Origin of the sequence: Afipia broomeae ATCC 49717 (assembly GCF_000314675.2) — a bacterium.
In the GTDB taxonomy this organism is placed as follows: domain Bacteria; phylum Pseudomonadota; class Alphaproteobacteria; order Rhizobiales; family Xanthobacteraceae; genus Afipia; species Afipia broomeae.
This window is the reverse complement of record NZ_KB375283.1, coordinates 972223-989567: the sequence shown is the minus strand read 5'-3', so window position 1 is coordinate 989567 and position 17345 is coordinate 972223. Positions and strand designations below refer to the sequence as shown.

Here is a 17345-nt window from a genome sequence, read left to right as displayed (position 1 = left end):
CTGCAATCGTCACGCGTTCTGTAAGTTCTTGAACATCACGGATTGAAATATGGCTTCGCGCACATCTGCTCTCCGCAAATCTCCGGCAAAATCCAAACCTGCGACCAAAACCGCTTCCAAGGCGAAAACCTCCGCCAAAAAGGCGGCTGGCGCGTCAGGCAAGGCAGCCAAGCTGCCGGAGTGGAATTTGACCGACCTCTACCCGGCGATCGATGCGCCGGAGGTGGCACGCGATCTCGATAAGCTCGATGCCGACTGTGTGGCGTTCGAGAGCGCCTACAAGGGCAAGATCGCGGAGCAGGTCGCGGCGCCGAACGGCGGTGAGTGGCTGGCCGAGGCGATCAGGAACTACGAGGCGATCGATGATCTTGCCGGACGGCTGGCGTCCTATGCGGGGCTCGCGCACGCGGGCAATACGGTCGATGCGGCGATCTCGAAGTTCTACGGCGACGTGTCCGAGCGCATCACCGCGGCCTCGACCCATCTTTTGTTTTTCGCGCTCGAACTCAACCGTGTCGATGACGTGGTGATCGAGCGCGCGATGGCGGTGCCGTCGCTCAATCACTACCGGCCCTGGATCGAGGACCTGCGCAAGGACAAGCCGTATCAGCTTGAGGACCGCGTCGAGCAACTGTTCCATGAGAAGTCGCAGACGGCTTACGGCGCCTGGAACAGGCAGTTCGATCAGACCATTTCGGCGCTTCGCTTCAAGGTCGGCGGTAAGGAACTCGCGATCGAGCCGACGCTGACGCTGTTGCAGGACCGCGCCCCGGAAAAGCGCAAGGCTGCGGCGCAGGCGCTGGCGAAAACCTTCAAGGCCAACGAGCGCACCTTTGCGCTGATCACCAACACGCTCGCCAAGGACAAGGAAATCTCCGACCGCTGGCGCGGCTTTCAGGACATCGCGGATTCGCGCCATCTTGCGAACCGGGTCGAGCGCGAGGTCGTCGATGCGCTGGTCGCCTCGGTGCGCGCGGCGTATCCGCGGCTCTCTCACAGATATTACAAGATGAAGGCGCGCTGGTTCAAAAAGAAGACGCTGCCGTACTGGGACCGCAACGCGCCGCTGCCGTTCGCGGCAAAAAGTCAGATCGGATGGAATGACGCCAAGAGCACGATCCTGAAAGCCTATGGCGATTTCTCGCCGCAGATGGCGGGCATCGCAGAGCGCTTCTTCGATGACCGCTGGATCGATGCGCCGGTGCGGCCGGGGAAGGCGCCTGGCGCATTCTCGCATCCGACCACGCCGTCGGCGCACCCCTATGTGCTGATGAACTATCAGGGCAAGCCGCGCGACGTGATGACGCTCGCGCACGAGCTGGGCCATGGCGTGCACCAGGTGCTCGCTGCCAAGCAGGGCGCGCTGATGGCGCCGACGCCGCTGACGCTGGCGGAAACCGCCAGCGTGTTCGGCGAGATGCTGACCTTCAAGCGGCTGCTGGCCCAGACCAAAAACGCGAAGGAGCGCCAGGCGCTGCTCGCCGGCAAGGTCGAGGACATGATCAACACGGTTGTGCGCCAGATCGCGTTCTACTCGTTCGAGCGCGCGATCCACACCGAGCGCCGCAACGGCGAACTCACCGCCGAGCGCATTGGCGAAATCTGGCTCAGCGTGCAGGGCGAAAGCCTCGGGCCGGCGATCGAGATCAAGCCGGGCTACGAGACGTACTGGATGTATATCCCGCATTTCATCCATTCGCCGTTCTACGTTTACGCCTATGCCTTCGGCGACTGTCTCGTGAATTCGCTGTATGCGGTCTATGAGAACGCCTCGGAGGGGTTTGCCGACCGCTATCTCGCGATGCTGTCGGCCGGCGGCACCAAGCATTATTCCGAACTTCTTCAACCGTTTGGGCTGGATGCCAAGGATCCCAAATTCTGGGACGGCGGGCTGTCGGTGATCGAAAACCTGATCGCCGAGCTGGAGGAGATGGGATAGCCTCTCTTATCGAGGCAATTGCCGGGCGGGCCGGACTTCCCGTTCCGCATCGCGGAAATTTCCGCCGGGGCCATTGCATGGCTTGCATGCGGACGTGTTTAATCCTTGGAATCGGCCTACGACGAAAGTTGCCCTTGTCTCGCAATTGGGCTAATTCGCGTCACAATTGGGAATGGCGCTGGAGGGGATTGATGTCTGACCATAACGAAGTTGCGTACACCACGGCGGATGGCATGGACTATCCCGCGCACGAGCAGACCTACGAAGGTTTTCTCATGATGACGAAGTACGGCACGATTGCCGTCATCGCCATCGTCGCCCTGATGGCGATCTTTCTCACCTGATTGAATTCGTTGTACCGGCGGCGTAGCCGGTGATTAAGTCATGCGCGGCCGAACGGCTGCGGGAGGCGTCATGAAGATTGCGATAGCCAAGGAAGTCGATGCGGCCGAGCCGCGTGTTGCGGCGACGCCCGACACAGTCAAGAAATTCAAGGCATTGGGGATTGATGTCGCGATCGAGCCGGGCGCGGGCATCAAGTCCGGCCTGCTGGATGCGGATTATGAAGCGGCAGGCGCTGTCGTCAGCGCCGACGCGGTCAAGGACGCCGACATCGTCATCAAGGTGAAGCGCCCGGAAGCCTCCGAAGTTACGAAATACAAGAAGGGCGCCCTGGTCATCGCGATCATGGACCCCTACGGCAACGAAGCCGCGCTGAAGGCGCTGGCCGATGCCGGCGTCTCCGCCTTCGCGATGGAACTGATGCCGCGTATCACCCGCGCCCAGGTGATGGACGTGCTGTCCTCGCAGGCGAACCTCGCCGGCTACCGCGCCGTGGTCGAAGCGGCCGAAGCCTTCGGCCGTGCCTTCCCGATGATGATGACCGCGGCCGGCACCGTGCCCGCTGCGAAGGTTTTCGTGATGGGCGTCGGCGTTGCCGGATTGCAGGCAATCGCCACCGCCCGCCGTCTCGGCGCCGTGGTCACCGCGACCGACGTGCGTCCGGCGACCAAGGAGCAGGTCGAGTCGCTCGGCGCCAAGTTCCTCGCCGTCGAGGACGAGGAATTCAAGAACGCGCAGACCGCCGGCGGCTACGCCAAGGAAATGTCGAAAGAGTATCAGGCCAAGCAGGCCGCGCTCACCGCTGAACACATCAAGAAGCAGGACATCGTCATCACCACGGCGCTGATCCCGGGCCGTCCAGCGCCGAAGCTCATCACCGCCGAGATGGTGGCGTCGATGAAGCCGGGCTCCGTGCTGGTCGATCTTGCGGTCGAGCGCGGCGGCAACGTCGAGGGCGCGAAGGCCAACGAAGTGGCTGATGTCGGCGGCGTGAAGATCGTCGGCTACACCAATCTGGCCGGCAAGGTCGCGGCATCGGCGTCGAGCCTTTATGCCCGCAACCTGCTGTCGTTCATCGAGACGCTTTACGACAAGGCCGCCAAGTCGCTCGCCGTGAAGTGGGACGACGAACTGGTAAAGGCCACCGCGCTGACCAGGGACGGCGCTGTCATCCATCCGAATTTCCAGCCGAAAGCATAAGGAGAGCCGACATGCATGGAATTGAGGCTGTCGACCCGTTTGTGTTCCGGTTGTCGATTTTCGTTCTCGCGGTTTTCGTGGGTTATTTCGTGGTGTGGTCGGTGACGCCTGCGCTGCATACGCCGCTGATGTCGGTGACCAACGCGATTTCGTCGGTCATCGTGGTCGGCGCGCTGCTGGCGACCGGCGTCGCGCTGGTCGGCAACGACGACGGTCCGCTCTGGGCGCGCGCGTTCGGTTTCGTCGCGCTGGTTTTTGCATGCATCAACATATTTGGCGGCTTCCTTGTGACCCAGCGCATGCTGGCGATGTACAAGAAAAAGCAGAAGTGACGGGGCAGGGAACATGAACGCGAATCTCGCAGCGCTGCTCTATCTCGTCGCTGGCGTCCTCTTCATCCTGTCCTTGCGCGGTCTGTCGAGCCCGGCGTCGTCGCGCCAGGGCAATTTCTTCGGCATGATCGGCATGGCCATCGCCATCGCTACCACGCTGGCAGCGCATCCGCCGACGAGCGCGACCGGCTGGATCCTCGTGATCCTCGGCATCGCCATCGGCGGCGGCATCGGCGCGGTGATTGCCCGCCGCGTGCCGATGACCTCGATGCCGGAACTGGTCGCAGCCTTCCACTCGCTGGTCGGTATGGCGGCGGTGCTGGTCGCAGCCGGTGCCTTCTACGCGCCCGCCGCGTTCGACATCGGCACCCGCGGCAACATCCATGCATCGAGCCTCGTTGAAATGTCGCTCGGCGTCGCCATCGGCGCGCTGACCTTCACCGGCTCGGTGATCGCGTTCCTGAAACTGTCGGGGCGCATGAGCGGCGCGCCGATCATCCTGCCGGCACGCCATATCATCAACATCGTGCTTGCGCTGGCGCTGGTGTTCTTCATCTACGGCCTCGTGGTCTCGCAGAGCTCGTTCGACTTCTGGATGATCACCATCATCGCGCTGGTGCTCGGCGCCCTGCTGATCATTCCGATCGGCGGCGCGGACATGCCGGTCGTGATCTCGATGCTCAACTCGTATTCGGGCTGGGCGGCGGCGGGCATCGGTTTCACCCTCGGCAACTCGGCGCTGATCATCACTGGCGCGCTGGTCGGCTCTTCGGGTGCGATCCTGTCCTACATCATGTGCCACGCGATGAACCGTTCCTTCATCTCGGTAATCCTCGGCGGCTTCGGCGGCGAGACGGCCGCGGCCGGCGCCGCTGGAACCGGCGAAGTGAAGCCGGTCAAGCTCGGTTCGGCGGACGACGCGGCCTTCATCATGAAGAACGCGCAGAAAGTCATCATCGTGCCGGGCTACGGCATGGCGGTGGCGCAGGCGCAGCACGCCCTTCGCGAAATGGCCGACACGCTGAAGAAGGAAGGCGTCGAGGTGAAGTACGCGATTCATCCGGTGGCGGGCCGCATGCCCGGCCACATGAACGTGCTGCTGGCCGAAGCCAACGTGCCGTACGACGAGGTGTTCGAGCTTGAGGATATCAACTCGGAATTCGCGCAGGCCGACGTCGCCTTCGTGATCGGCGCCAACGACGTGACCAACCCGGCGGCGGAAGAAGATCCGAAGTCGCCGATCTATGGCATGCCGGTGCTGCAGGTCTGGAAGGCCGGCACCGTGATGTTCATCAAGCGCTCGCTGGCGTCCGGTTACGCCGGCGTCGACAACCCGCTGTTCTATCGTGACAACACGATGATGCTGCTGGGCGACGCCAAGAAGATGACCGAAAACATCGTCAAGGCGATGTAAGGCGACGCCGCCTTCCATTCGCCGAAACAATCGAGGCCGTGCGCTGCGCACGGCCTCTTTTTATTATTCCCTTGGCAGCCGGTGGATTGCGCAGAGCTTGTTGCCGTCCAGATCGCGCAGATAGGCGATGTACAGCTTCACACCGCCGCCTTCGCGAATGCCCGGCGGATCTTCGCATGTCGTGCCGCCATTCGCGATCCCGGCCGCATGCCAGGCGTCGGCTTCCGCGGTCGAGGCGGCAGCAAATCCGATCGTCCCGCCATTGGCCGGGGTGGCCGGCTTGCCGTCGATCGGCTTCGACACCGAGAAAGTCCCGGTTTTGGTGCGATAGAAGATACGATGCCGGTCGACGATCGCGGGCGGCACGCCGAGCGTCCCCAGCAGCTTGTCATAAAATGTCTTGGCCTTGTCGAGATCGTTCGTCCCGATCATCACATGAGAGAACATTTTTGCGTTTCCTTCCGAGAAATAGTCCTCTTTGGTTACGGTATCCCGCTTCCGGGCGCAAATTTCCTCTGCGCCAGCTATGCCTTTTGCAATCGTGCCGGTAGAGTGAACCAATGAGTGCCCATACACACATGCCGCGGTCAGCCTGGGTTTATCCCGCGCTGGCCGTTTTGCTGTTCGCAAGCACGATGATTCCGGGGATCGGTTTCAGTCATACAGCGGCAGGGTTTGCCTTCGCGGCGGTGCTGCTGGTCATTCTGTTCGGCACCGTGTTTGCCGCTGTCCATCATGCCGAGGTGATCGCCCACAGGATCGGCGAGCCCTACGGCACGCTGCTGCTGACGCTGGCGGTGACCATCATCGAGGTCGCGCTGATCGCCACCATCATGCTCGGCGACAAGTCCGTGCCGACGCTGGCACGCGATACGGTGTTCGCGGTGGTGATGATCGTGTGCAACGGCCTCGTGGGCGTTTGCATTCTCGCCGGCGGGCTTCGCTATCGCGAGCAGGATTTCCAGGTCACGGGCGTCAACGTCTATCTTTGTGTTCTGATCGTTATCGCCACCATCACGCTGATCCTGCCGAACTATACGCTGTCCACGCCCGGACCGGTCTATTCGGCTACGCAGCTTGGCTTTGTCAGCGTTGTCACCGTCGTTCTGTACGGCGTCTTCCTCTACACCCAGACCATCCGTCATCGCGACTACTTCATCGTCGAGAGCGAGGAACAAGCCGCCGATCATGCCTCTGCATCCGGCAGCGAGATGATAGTGAGTATCGCCTTGCTGCTGGTGTCGCTGGTGGCTGTCGTGCTGCTCGCCAAGAAATTTTCCCTGGTGGTCGATGCGGGTGCTGCGGCCATCGGCGCGCCGCCGGCCTTCGCGGGTGTTGTTGTCGCGCTGCTCGTTCTGCTGCCGGAAAGCATCGCTGCGCTCGCCGCCGCACGGAAGAACGACTTGCAGAAGAGTATCAATCTGGCGCTCGGATCGTCGATCGCAACCATCGGTCTGACCGTTCCCGCGGTCGCCATCGCGGCCTATGTGCTGGACAAGCCGCTGGTGCTCGGCCTCGACGCACGTGATATGGTGCTGCTGGCGATGACCATGCTGGTCAGCATGATGACGTTCGGAACGGGGCGGACCAACATCCTGTTCGGGCTGGTTCACATGCTGGTGTTCGCGATGTTTATCTTCCTGGTGCTGGTACCGTAGCGGCATCCAGCCCCCGCCCGGGACTTGCCGGGAACGTCTAAAAATTCCTGACAAAGCCGTTACCCAGCGGTTTCTCGGCATTTGCCACCGATCCGTCGCAGTTGATCCCTCAATCGGCCCAAAAGTTCCCGCATGCAACGTCGCGCGGGGAGTTGCCATGATCAAGAAACTGTTCACCAAGTATTTTTTAGAGGTTATTCCGTCGATCGTGGCGACCGTGGTCGGTGCGTATATCGTCACCCACTACATCAACGCCAAGTCGGAAACGGACAAGCCGAAAGCTGCGATCTCGGCCCCCGGCGGGACCTCGAAGGATGCCGCCCCGCAAACGCTGAAAGCAGACGACTCCGGCGACAAGGTCTCGAAAGAGAGCGCGAAGGCCGAGGCCGCCAGACTCAAGGCGGAAAAGCTTGCCCTCGAAAAAGCTGCCGCCGAGCGATCAGCGGCTGACCGGGCCGAGAACGCACGGAAGGCCGCCGAGAAGCTTGCGGCTGAGAAGGCTGCCACCGAGAAAGCCGCCGCAGAGAAACTCGCCAGCGACAGGGCTGCTGGTGAAAAGCTTGCTGCCGACAAGGCTGCTGCCGAGAAGCGCGAGAGGGCCGCTGCAAAGCCTGCGGCCGTATCGCTGCCAGCCGAAGCCAATGCCGCGCCTGACGACAAGCGCGATGCCAATGACCTCGCACGGGCTGCCATCGAGCGCTTGCGCAGGTCGGGTCCGCAGCAGCCCGCCGAACAGGCGCGCGCACCCGAGGGCGCGCAAGGCCAGGAGCGTGCGAAGGTGAACAGCGTGGTCTACGCGCCTGCCCCACAGCAGCCAGCCGTACAGCCACTGCCGCCTGCAGTGACTGTCGCACCGGGACCCAGCGAAGCCGCGGTCGCGCCGCCGAAGCCATTTCCAGAGCCGATATCAGGACCGTCCGAGATCCGGGCCGACGATGGCTTGCGGCTGACGCCGCCAGCCGACATTCCGCCGCGTCCGATGGATCTGCGCGCCAAACAGGGCCGTCTCTCGTCCGTGACGGACGACGTGGTCTCGGCCGCGAAGTCGGTGTTTCACGCGGTGGTGCCTGAGCAGTCGAACTAGGCGTGTAACAACGTCTGGCATGTCCGCCACATGCCAGACGCGGGCGTCTTGCCGACAGCTTGAAATGAGCGGCGCGCCAAAGCCCGTTAGGGTCCGCCTAATAGCACCGCGTGATGTTCACGCTGACGGTTTCCTCGGCGCCTTCACGCCGGGGGACCTTGACGGTCTGCCTGGTGCATTCCTGTACATAAGGTCTGTCGGACGGTGCGACAGCCGGTGGGAATCGATGTGTCCAATCCCACGGGACATCGTAGGAGTAGGTGTAACGGACATCACCTGATGCCGGCGGCGGCGCGACATCGATGCCGGGTTCGGCATAGGGTGGTTCATAGAAATAGCCGCCAAAGCCGGGCCAGAAAGTTCTGGCGTAGTGTCCCCGGTGCCGCTGCATTGGCCGGCCGGCTGATGGACGGAAAGCTGGATGCGCGGAAACAGATGCTCCGCCAGGCGCAGCAGCCGGATCGGCAAATGCCTCGTTCGAAACAAGCATAAGCGCTGCCACGCCGAGAGAGGCGACAAGCGCTCCATAAGATCTGTTGGTCATGGCACGCACCTGGGTTGGCGAACAGCTTTCCAAGGCACGCTAGGTCTGGCCTTTGTGGCCCGCAAACGCAGAATTAATAATTGGTTAAGGCTTAATCTTAACGGGCGGGCTGGTGGCAGGGCCGACGATGTCCAGAAACTCCTTGACCGTGCTGACCGCTCCGGGGCTGACCGCGACGTAGCCGGGGAGTAGCGTGACGGCGTCGTGAAACGCCTGTCCCTTCATGATATCGAGCACACGCTGCATCGGCTCGGTATCGAGAAACGCCCGGCGGCAAACGAAGAAATAGTCCTCCGTCAGCAGGCGGACGAAATCCAGTCCGAACTGCTTCGCGGCCGCCTCGACGCCGAAGGCTGCGTCCGCCATGCCGCTCGCCACGTAGGCGGCGACAGCGGCATGCGTGAACTCCATCTGTTGCGCGCCATTGATCTTCGCTTCGTCGATCTTGTGCTGGGCCAGCAAACGATCGAACAGCGTGCGCGTGCCGGAATCGTGGTCGCGGTTGACGAAGCGCGCCCTGGTCTCGACGAGGTCGTTCAGCGATCCGATCCTGAGCGGATTGCCGGACTTCACCATCAGGCCCATCTCGCGGGTCACGAAGCTGATGACGCGATCCTCCCGCGGGTCCAGCCACTCCCGGCAGGCCTTGATCGCCTGCGCGCGCAGCTCGCCACGGGGGATGTGCACGCCGGAGAGATCGCAGGCACCCTGCGCCAGCGATACCAGCGAGTTCTGGTTGCTCACATAGCGCAGATCGACACCGATGCCGGGTTCCTTGTCGAGCAGCTCGCGCAGCCTTGAGACCGCGAAGCCGTGGCTGGCGTGCACGCGAATGACTGACGGGCGCTGATGCAGGAACGGCTTGATCTCGGTGGCGAGTTCCTGCGCCAGGTTTTCAAGCTGCGGTCCGAGCCGCGCCTGCATCCGTTGCCCGGCCCATACCAGCTTCTCGCCGAAAGCCGTCAGCGTCGTGCCCTTACCGCGATGGGTTTCGACCAGCGGCACGCCGAAGAACTCGGACCATTGCTCGACCAGATTCCACACATGCCGATAGGACAGGCCGGCGTGGTGTGCCGCGCTGGTGAGCTTGCCGGTGGTGCGGATTTCGTTGAGCACACCGAGCATCACGACGGCGGTCTGCGGGCTGCCCTCCTTGTGAAAGCGCCAGACGGGTTCGATCTCGATTTGCAGCATCGTTCCGTTCTCTTATGAAATTTGCTTCATATGCTCGCGTGCCATTTGTACATCATATCATATTTACTGAGCTATTTCTGGCAAGCATGCTCGGGGAAACAACAGGAGGAATATGATGTCAATTGCATATGACTATTCCCACGAGACGTCCCGCGACGCTGCCGTGATTATCCGCAAGCAGTTGTTGATCGATGGCCGGCACGTCGAGTCCGTCTCCGGCAAGACCTTCAACACTCTCAATCCCGCCACCGGACAGGTGATCGCGACCATCTCCGAAGGCAGCGAAGCCGATGTCGATCGCGCTGTCGCTGCGGCGCGCCGCGCCTTCGAAGGCGTCTGGAGCACCATGCGGTCTGCCGAGCGCGGCCACATCCTGTTCCGGCTCGCCGAACTGATGAAGCAGCACGGCGATGAACTTGCCGAACTGGAAAGCCGCGATGCCGGCAAGCCGATCGCGGCGGTGCTGCGGCAGGATCTTCCCGCCGCCATCGACACGCTGACGTACTACGCAGGCTGGGCCGACAAGATTCACGGCGACACCGTGCCGACCCGGAGCGATGCGCTGACCTACACCGTGCGCGAGCCGGTCGGCGTCGTGGCCGCGATCGTGCCGTGGAATTTCCCGCTGATGATCGGCATGTGGAAGCTGGCGCCCGCGCTGGCCTGCGGCTGCACCATCGTGATGAAGCCCGCCGAGCTGACCTCGCTGTCGGCGCTGCGGATCGGCGAGCTGGCGCTTGAGGCGGGTCTGCCGCCGGGCGTACTCAACATCGTGCCCGGTCCCGGCCGCGTGGTCGGCGATGCGCTGGTCAATCATCCCGGCGTGGACAAGGTGACGTTCACAGGTTCGCCCGGAGTCGGCCGCGGAATCCTCAAGGGTGCGGCGGGCAACTTCAAGCGCGTGTCGCTCGAACTCGGCGGCAAGTCGGCCAACGTGATCTATGACGACGCCGATCTCGATGCGGCGACCAAAGCTGCAGCGGCGGGTATCTTCTTCAACGCCGGGCAGGTGTGTTCGGCCGGCTCGCGTGTATTGGCGCATGAGAAGGTCTATGATGAAGTGGTCGCGCGCCTCACCGCCCGCGCCGAAGCGCTCCGCATGGGCGACACCGCCGACAAGACCACGGCGCTGGGTCCTGTGATTTCCGAGAAGCAGCTGAAGTCGATCCTCGACTATGTCGACGTCGGCCAGAAGGAAGGCGCGACGCTTGTCACCGGCGGCCGGCATGTCGGCGACCGTGGCTACTACATCAGCCCGGCGGTGTTCGCCAACGTGAAGCACGAGATGCGGATCTCGCAGGAGGAAATCTTCGGCCCGGTGGTCAGTGTCATCAAGTTCAAAGATGAAGCCGATGCGGTGCGGATCGCCAACGGCACGGCGTTCAGTCTCGCGGCAGGTGTGTGGAGCCGCGACATCGGACGCACGCAGCGGTTTGCGAAGAAGGCCAAGGCCGGCACGGTCTGGATCAACACCTATGGCTACACCGATGTGCGGCTGCCATGGGGCGGGGCGGGCGACTCTGGCTTCGGCCGCGAACATGGCACTGAAGCGCTGGCTAATTTCACTGAGCCGAAAGCGGTCTGGGTGAATCTGAACGTTTGAAATCTCCCTCTCCCCGCTTGCGGGGAGAGGGTTGGGGTGAGGGGCAAAAGTCTTTGTGCGATTGCCCCTCACCCGGAGTTTTCGTTTCGCTCAATCTCCGACCTCTCCCCGAGAACGGGGAGAGGTGAAGAGACGCACCGCTCAGAACAAAAACGCGGGCCGCAAGGCCCGCATTTTCATATTCAAAACTGTTGAGATCGCTTAGCGCGGTCCGCGCGGACCGGCACCTGCGCCGCCACGGCCACCGGCGGCACCACGGTCGCCGCCCGGACCTGCGCCGAACACCGGCTTCGGCTTCATCGGGAGCAGACCTTCGCGCTGCAGCTTCTTGCGCGCGAGCTTGCGGGCGCGGCGAACGGCTTCAGCCTTTTCGCGGGCCTTCTTCTCGGAGGGCTTTTCGTAATGACCGCGGAGCTTCATCTCGCGGAAAATGCCCTCACGCTGCATCTTTTTCTTCAGCGCCTTGAGAGCCTGGTCGACATTGTTATCGCGGACGAGAACCTGCACGCGGCATCCTCTTTGGTTTCAATCATGAAATTCTGGAGACGACGAAGGACCGGCTAAAGGCCACGCCCTTCTCATCGAAGGCGCGGATGTACCAGATCAAACCGGGAATGTCCACCTGTGGATGGCCTTTTTCACGGGCCTGAAAGCCATGATTCCGGGGCAAATTAGACGGGCCGGGCCCGCGATTCGGGGGAATTCAGAAGGAAGGCTTAAGACTCCCATTTCTACGGTTCCCGCCATTGAGGTGAGCCAACACCACGATTCAGGGGAGACGTGAACATGAATGCGAAGAAATACGCCGCCGAGGTCATCGGAACGTTCTGGCTGACATTTGCAGGCTGCGGCAGCGCGGTCCTTGCGGCGGCTTTTCCGCAGGTCGGCATCGGCCTGCTCGGGGTCTCGTTTGCCTTCGGTCTGAGTGTCGTCACCATGGCGTTCGCTATCGGCCATGTTTCGGGCTGCCATCTCAATCCGGCCGTCACGGTCGGGCTCGCCGCCGGTGGCCGCTTTCCCGGCGGACAGGTGATTCCCTACATCATCGCTCAGGTCGTCGGGGCAATTCTGGGGGCGGCGCTGCTTTACGTGATCGCCAGCGGCAAGGCCGGTTTCGATCTCGCGGGCGGCTTCGCGTCCAACGGCTATGCCGACCATTCGCCGGGCAAATATAGCCTGCTGGCCTGTTTCGTCTCCGAAGTGGCGATGACGGCGATGTTCCTGTTCATCATCATGGGCGCCACCCATGGCAAGGTGCCGGCCGGTTTCGCGCCGCTCGCCATCGGCCTTGCGCTGGTGATGATCCATCTGGTCAGCATTCCCGTCACCAACACCTCGGTGAACCCGGCGCGCAGCACCGGCCCCGCCCTGTTCGTCGGCGGCTGGGCCGTTCAGCAACTCTGGCTGTTCTGGGTCGCGCCGCTGATCGGCGGCGTCATCGGCGGCGTTGTCTATCGCTGGCTGAGTGACGAGCCGGAAGGGATCGTCGCGGGCAGGTAACGCCTGATCTTCAAAGACCAGGGCTGTCGCGAGCGATCGCGGCAGCCGTTTTATTTCTGGTTTTGGGGAGCCTTGACCTCGGTCACATGGCCCATCTTGCGGCCGGGGCGCGGCGCGCCCTTGCCATAAAGATGCACAGTGGCGCCGGGGACGCCCAGCCACTTGCCGTAATCGAGGATGTCGTCGCCGATCAGGTTGGTCATGGTGACGTCGCCATGCCGCACCGGATGCGCCAGCGGCCAGCCGGCGATGGCGCGGATGTGCTGCTCGAACTGCGACACCGACGCGCCGTCCAGCGTCCAGTGGCCGGAGTTATGGACGCGCGGCGCGATCTCGTTGACCAGCAGGCTCGGGCCATCCCTGCCGGGCACCACGAACAGTTCCACCGCCAGCACGCCGACATAGTTCAGCGCGGTCGCGATCGTCTCTGCGATCAGGCGGGCCTGTGCTGCAAGCTCATCGGAAATGCGCGCCGGGGCGTGCGAATACTTCAGGATGTGGTCGCGATGCTCGTTCTCGGTGACGTCGTAGCAGACCACCTCGCCGCTCGCGCTGCGCGCCGCGACCACGGAAATCTCGCGCTCGAACGGCACGAAGGCCTCGAGGATCGCGGATCGCGTTTCGAGATCGGCCCACACCGTTTCCGGATCGTCGCCTTCGCGGACCACGACCTGACCCTTGCCGTCGTAACCGAAGCGCCGGGTCTTGAGCACGGCGGGCAGCCCGATCTGGCCGATGGCGGTTTTCAATTCCTGTGCGGAGGAGACATCGGCATAGCGCGCGGTGGCGATGCCGAGCTTGCTCACAAAATTCTTTTCCGCGAACCGGTCCTGCACGGTTTCCAGCACCTTCGGATCCGGCAGCACCGGGCGGCGGGCCGACAGGATCATCGCGGTCGAGGAGGGAATGTTTTCGAATTCGTAGGTGATGACGGCGACGTCGGATGCAAACAGTTCAAGCGCCTCGACATCGGCGTATTCCGCGCAGGTCGCGTTCTGCACCACATCGAAGGCCGGCGAATCCGGATCTGGCGCAAACACCTGCGCCTTGAGGCCGAGACGTGCTGCGGCGAGCGCAAGCATCCGGCCCAATTGTCCGCCGCCGAGAATTCCGATGGTGTCGCCTGGTTTCAGCGTCACCCGACCTGAAGATGTCACTTAGTTTCTTCCTTTGGGCGCTCGCTCACGGCCTCGGTCTGTTGCTTGCGCCATGTCGCAAGCCGGGTTGCAAGGCCGGCATCGTTGAGCGCCAGCACACTTGCGGCGAGCAGGGCGGCATTGATAGCGCCGGACTTTCCGATCGCCAAGGTGCCGACCGGGATTCCGGCGGGCATTTGCACAATGGAGTACAGCGAATCCACGCCCGACAGCGCCTTGGACTCCACCGGCACGCCGAACACCGGAAGTTCCGTCAACGCGGCTGCCATGCCGGGCAGATGCGCAGCTCCCCCGGCACCGGCGATGATGACCTGGAACCCGGCCGCCTTGGCCCCCTTGGCGAAGCCGTAGAGCCGCTCGGGGGTGCGGTGTGCCGAGACGATGCGCGCCTCGTGGGCGACGCCGAGCGCGGTCAGGGTCTCTGCGGCATGGCGCATGGTCTCCCAGTCGGACTGGCTTCCCATGATAATGGCAACGGGGGTGGTCATCTGGAATCTTCAAAAAGGGCCGGAAAAGAGGGCGGATTATAGGGTTGCCCCCCTGCGTGGCAAGCTTGCGCGAATCCGTTATCCTTTCATGGTCAATGGCCGAGCCGGTCAAGCGGATTAGAGGCGGAAACTTGAAGAAAGCGCGCGGCAAAATGGCGTCACGGGGGCGGGCGGCGAAGAAACCGGCAGGCCGGAGCAAAACCGCAAAATCCGCCCCGCCGAAGCCCGCGCGCAAGCCGCCGGCCGATCCGCTGGCCAGGGCCAGGCGGCAGGTCGCGGCCCTGAAGGCGGAACTCGCCGCTGCCGAGGCCCGGATCGACGAACTTCAGGCCTGGGCCGATACCGACTTCCTGCTGAACATCTACAACCGCCGCGGCTTCGAGCGTGAGCTTGACCGCTCGATCGCCTACATCCGGCGCTACAAGGCGAGCGGCGCGCTGATCGTGCTCGACGTCGACCGCCTCAAGCCGATCAACGACACCTTCGGTCACGCCGCCGGCGATATCGTGCTCAAGGGCGTGGTCGCAGTCCTGATGCGTCACGTGCGCTCGTCGGATGTGGTGGGCCGGCTCGGTGGCGACGAGTTCGGATTGCTGCTGTGGAATCTCACCGAGGCCGATGCGCTGGCGAAGGCCGCTGCTCTGGAGCAGGCCATCGATCAGCTCACATTCGTTTTCAAGGGCCGGCCTGTGGTCGCCGGCGCATCCGCGGGTATTGCGCTGATCGGTACCGCGGACAGCGCCGCCGATGTAATGGAGGCCGCGGACCGCGCGATGTATGCGCGAAAGGCATTGCGGCGCGGAGGCCGCGCGCAGGTTGCGCTCTGAAATCATGCCGCGGCGTCATGACGCAAGATCAGGCGATGATGTCAGGCGTGATCTGGTCTTCGATAAATGAAATCCGGTCGCGCAACTGAAGCTTGCGTTTTTTCAAACGCTGCAGTCTGAGCAGGTCCGGTGCGGGCGACTGATGCAGCGCCTCGATGGCGGCGTCCAGGTCGCGATGCTCCTGCTGCAACTGCGCCAGTTCAAGCGCGTATTCGTTGTTGTCCTGATCTACCATAACCGTCATTTGACTGAATTCGCCCAGACTTTCAGGTAAGTGTCTCAGAACGCTTCCGCATGACCCGTCATTGCAGAAAATCGTTACCAACTCTAGTGGCGTACCAGCGACGGTATCGTGGGGCGGGTTCCGTCACAATTCGTTTCCTCTGTGCACGAAAATTTTGAACGCTGGTTTTGACTCCGCTGTCGACAGACGGCTCCGGTCATGTAGACTTGGCCGTCCAGATCCGATCTGAGGTCCACTCACAAAGGAGACTTCTATGGCGATTCAGGCGCATCTCGTTGAACTGGAACGTAAACACGAAGTTCTGGAAAACGAATTGCACGATGCTCTCCAGCATCTTTCCACCGACGACCTCCAGATTATCGAACTCAAGCGCCGCAAGCTGGTGCTCAAGGACCAGATCGAGCGTATCAAGCTCGCAACGGTCCACTGACTTTTCCACACCCGAATCCCACTGCAATGCAACGCGATGCTCGTAACGGCAAAACTTGCCGTTGCGAGGTACTGCGGTGCGCGTGGCCAAGAGGCTACACCGCTCCGGCGCGTTGAGCCACGTCGTCCGCAATGGCGAGGGATGAGGTCAGGCCGGGTGACTCGATCCCGAACAGGTTGACCAGCCCCGCAAGACCGTTGTCCTGCGGGCCCTGGATCACGAAATCCTGCCGCGCCACCGCGGGCGGCACGATCTTTGGCCGAATTCCGGAATAGCTCGGGCTGAGCGCGCCATCGGGGAGCGTCGGCCAGTACCGGCGGATCGCCGGATAGAACCGCTCGGCCCGTGCGGGATCGACAGCGTAATCGAGCGTGTCGACCCATTCGACGTCGGGGCCGAATTTCGCCTGTCCGCCGAGATCGATGGTGAGATGCACGCCAAGGCCGCCGGGTTCCGGCACCGGATAGATCAGGTGCGAGAACGGCGCGCGCGTGCTGCAACTGAAATAGTTGCCCTTGGCGTAATAGCTCACCGGAATGCGGTCGGCGGGCATGCCGTCGATGGCGCGGGCGATGGCAGGCGCATTGAGCCCGGCCGAGTTGATCAGGATGCGGCACGCAAGTGTCATCGGCGTATCGCCGCCGATCTCGACTTCAAAACCGTCAGCCACGGCTTTCGCGCGGTTGAACGGTGCGTGAAATGCGAGTGCGCCGCCGGCATCCTCGATCTCGCCGCGCAGCGCCAGCATATAGGCATGGCTGTCGACGATGCCGGTGGATGGCGACAGCAATGCGCCGGTGCAATGCAGGGCGGGCTCCAGCGCGCGCGCCTCGGCAGCCGACAACACCCGCATATCGTCGACGCCGTTGGCCTCGGCGTGCGACTTGATCGAGACCAGCTTCTCGTCCTCATTGGCCGCGGTCGCCACGATCAGCTTGCCGCAGCGCCGGTACGGTACGCCATGGGCGTCGCAATAAGCATAGAGAGCCTGTTTGCCGGCAACGCACATCCGGGCCATCAGGCTGCCCGCCGGATAGTAAATCCCGGCGTGGATCACCTCGCTGTTGCGCGAGGATGTGCCGGTGCCGATGTCCCCGGCGGCCTCGACCACCACGACCTCAAGACCCGCGCGCGCCAGTTTGCGTGCAACGGCGAGTCCGACGACGCCGGCGCCGACCACAACACACTCAATTCTGTCCATGGATGCTTCGCCTTGCCGGAACGATTCGTTTCTTGCTCATTCTATGTTCAGCGCGCCGCTTTGCGATGCTGTCCGCGTTAGGGCTTGGTTAAGCATAAGCGGCCAATTGCCCGCATTTAAGTCACAATGTGACGGACCGCGATTACGCGTTTACCCGATCCAAAGAGGTACAGCCAGACACTGCCGGA

At 62.8% G+C, this 17345-nt stretch carries 19 protein-coding genes; 11 read left to right on the top strand and 8 right to left on the bottom strand.

The features are described from left to right. Positions 1 to 49: 49 nt before the first annotated feature. From HMPREF9695_RS17210 to HMPREF9695_RS17190, 5 genes are all read left to right on the top strand, one after another. Positions 50 to 1939, top strand: coding sequence for a M3 family oligoendopeptidase (locus tag HMPREF9695_RS17210; protein WP_006022161.1), 1890 nt, complete (start codon positions 50 to 52; stop codon positions 1937 to 1939). A gap of 191 nt (positions 1940 to 2130) precedes the next feature. Continuing rightward, complete coding sequence (locus tag HMPREF9695_RS17205; RefSeq protein ID WP_006022160.1) at positions 2131 to 2283, top strand: aa3-type cytochrome c oxidase subunit IV; 153 nt, start codon at positions 2131 to 2133, stop codon at positions 2281 to 2283. Positions 2284 to 2353: 70 nt separating this feature from the next. Continuing rightward, on the top strand, positions 2354 to 3481 hold the full coding sequence (locus HMPREF9695_RS17200) for a Re/Si-specific NAD(P)(+) transhydrogenase subunit alpha (RefSeq protein ID WP_006022159.1): 1128 nt from the start codon (positions 2354 to 2356) through the stop codon (positions 3479 to 3481). An 11-nt stretch (positions 3482 to 3492) separates the two neighbouring features. Beyond that, positions 3493 to 3813, top strand: coding sequence for a proton-translocating transhydrogenase family protein (locus tag HMPREF9695_RS17195; protein WP_006022158.1), 321 nt, complete (start codon positions 3493 to 3495; stop codon positions 3811 to 3813). 13 nt (positions 3814 to 3826) lie between these two features. Next, entirely contained in the window at positions 3827 to 5227 is a 1401-nt protein-coding gene (locus HMPREF9695_RS17190) for an NAD(P)(+) transhydrogenase (Re/Si-specific) subunit beta (RefSeq protein WP_006022157.1), read from the top strand. Positions 5228 to 5290: 63 nt separating this feature from the next. On the opposite strand, the gene HMPREF9695_RS17185 is transcribed toward HMPREF9695_RS17190, so the two are convergent. Next, a complete protein-coding gene (locus HMPREF9695_RS17185) occupies positions 5291 to 5674 on the bottom strand; it encodes a VOC family protein (RefSeq protein WP_006022156.1) in 384 nt (127 codons plus the stop codon). Between the two features lie 113 nt (positions 5675 to 5787). Between HMPREF9695_RS17185 and HMPREF9695_RS17180 the strand changes: the two genes are divergently transcribed. Then, positions 5788 to 6885 carry a calcium:cation antiporter gene (locus tag HMPREF9695_RS17180; protein WP_006022155.1) on the top strand — a complete coding sequence of 366 codons (1098 nt, stop codon included), beginning with the start codon at positions 5788 to 5790 and terminating at the stop codon, positions 6883 to 6885. A 157-nt stretch (positions 6886 to 7042) separates the two neighbouring features. Beyond that, complete coding sequence (locus HMPREF9695_RS17175) at positions 7043 to 7969, top strand: hypothetical protein (protein ID WP_006022154.1); 927 nt, start codon at positions 7043 to 7045, stop codon at positions 7967 to 7969. A gap of 97 nt (positions 7970 to 8066) precedes the next feature. Here the strand turns inward: HMPREF9695_RS17175 and HMPREF9695_RS17170 are convergent, their stop codons facing one another. Together HMPREF9695_RS17170 and HMPREF9695_RS17165 are read right to left on the bottom strand one after the other, a co-directional pair. After that, entirely contained in the window at positions 8067 to 8513 is a 447-nt protein-coding gene (locus HMPREF9695_RS17170; protein WP_006022153.1) for a hypothetical protein, read from the bottom strand. Between the two features lie 84 nt (positions 8514 to 8597). Beyond that, positions 8598 to 9707, bottom strand: a complete 1110-nt coding sequence (locus HMPREF9695_RS17165; RefSeq protein WP_006022152.1) for a substrate-binding domain-containing protein — start codon at positions 9705 to 9707, stop codon at positions 8598 to 8600. A gap of 115 nt (positions 9708 to 9822) precedes the next feature. On the opposite strand from HMPREF9695_RS17165, the gene HMPREF9695_RS17160 reads away from it, so the two are divergent. After that, complete coding sequence (locus tag HMPREF9695_RS17160) at positions 9823 to 11310, top strand: aldehyde dehydrogenase family protein (RefSeq protein ID WP_006022151.1); 1488 nt, start codon at positions 9823 to 9825, stop codon at positions 11308 to 11310. Between the two features lie 201 nt (positions 11311 to 11511). On the opposite strand, the gene rpsU is transcribed toward HMPREF9695_RS17160, so the two are convergent. Beyond that, the gene (rpsU, locus tag HMPREF9695_RS17155) at positions 11512 to 11817 is read right to left on the bottom strand and encodes a 30S ribosomal protein S21 (protein ID WP_006022150.1); all 306 of its coding nucleotides are present in this window, start codon (positions 11815 to 11817) and stop codon (positions 11512 to 11514) included. 279 nt (positions 11818 to 12096) lie between these two features. Here rpsU and aqpZ point away from each other — a divergent pair, with 279 nt between their 5' ends. Next, a complete protein-coding gene (gene aqpZ, locus HMPREF9695_RS17150) occupies positions 12097 to 12810 on the top strand; it encodes an aquaporin Z (protein ID WP_006022149.1) in 714 nt (237 codons plus the stop codon). 50 nt (positions 12811 to 12860) lie between these two features. Here aqpZ and HMPREF9695_RS17145 read toward each other — a convergent pair whose 3' ends face one another. Together HMPREF9695_RS17145 and purE are read right to left on the bottom strand one after the other, a co-directional pair. After that, the gene (locus HMPREF9695_RS17145) at positions 12861 to 13967 is read right to left on the bottom strand and encodes a 5-(carboxyamino)imidazole ribonucleotide synthase (protein ID WP_006022148.1); all 1107 of its coding nucleotides are present in this window, start codon (positions 13965 to 13967) and stop codon (positions 12861 to 12863) included. Further along, the gene (purE, locus tag HMPREF9695_RS17140; protein ID WP_006022147.1) at positions 13964 to 14455 is read right to left on the bottom strand and encodes a 5-(carboxyamino)imidazole ribonucleotide mutase; all 492 of its coding nucleotides are present in this window, start codon (positions 14453 to 14455) and stop codon (positions 13964 to 13966) included. Before purE ends, HMPREF9695_RS17145 begins: the two co-directional genes overlap by 4 nt. Before the next feature lie 95 nt (positions 14456 to 14550). Here purE and HMPREF9695_RS17135 point away from each other — a divergent pair, with 95 nt between their 5' ends. Continuing rightward, positions 14551 to 15282, top strand: a complete 732-nt coding sequence (locus tag HMPREF9695_RS17135; protein WP_006022146.1) for a GGDEF domain-containing protein — start codon at positions 14551 to 14553, stop codon at positions 15280 to 15282. Positions 15283 to 15310: 28 nt separating this feature from the next. Here HMPREF9695_RS17135 and HMPREF9695_RS17130 read toward each other — a convergent pair whose 3' ends face one another. After that, entirely contained in the window at positions 15311 to 15517 is a 207-nt protein-coding gene (locus HMPREF9695_RS17130; protein WP_024574308.1) for a YdcH family protein, read from the bottom strand. Positions 15518 to 15779: 262 nt separating this feature from the next. On the opposite strand from HMPREF9695_RS17130, the gene HMPREF9695_RS25875 reads away from it, so the two are divergent. Continuing rightward, entirely contained in the window at positions 15780 to 15956 is a 177-nt protein-coding gene (locus HMPREF9695_RS25875; protein WP_006022144.1) for a YdcH family protein, read from the top strand. A gap of 94 nt (positions 15957 to 16050) precedes the next feature. On the opposite strand, the gene HMPREF9695_RS17125 is transcribed toward HMPREF9695_RS25875, so the two are convergent. After that, positions 16051 to 17157 carry an NAD(P)/FAD-dependent oxidoreductase gene (locus HMPREF9695_RS17125; RefSeq protein WP_006022143.1) on the bottom strand — a complete coding sequence of 369 codons (1107 nt, stop codon included), beginning with the start codon at positions 17155 to 17157 and terminating at the stop codon, positions 16051 to 16053. Positions 17158 to 17345 lie beyond the last annotated feature (188 nt).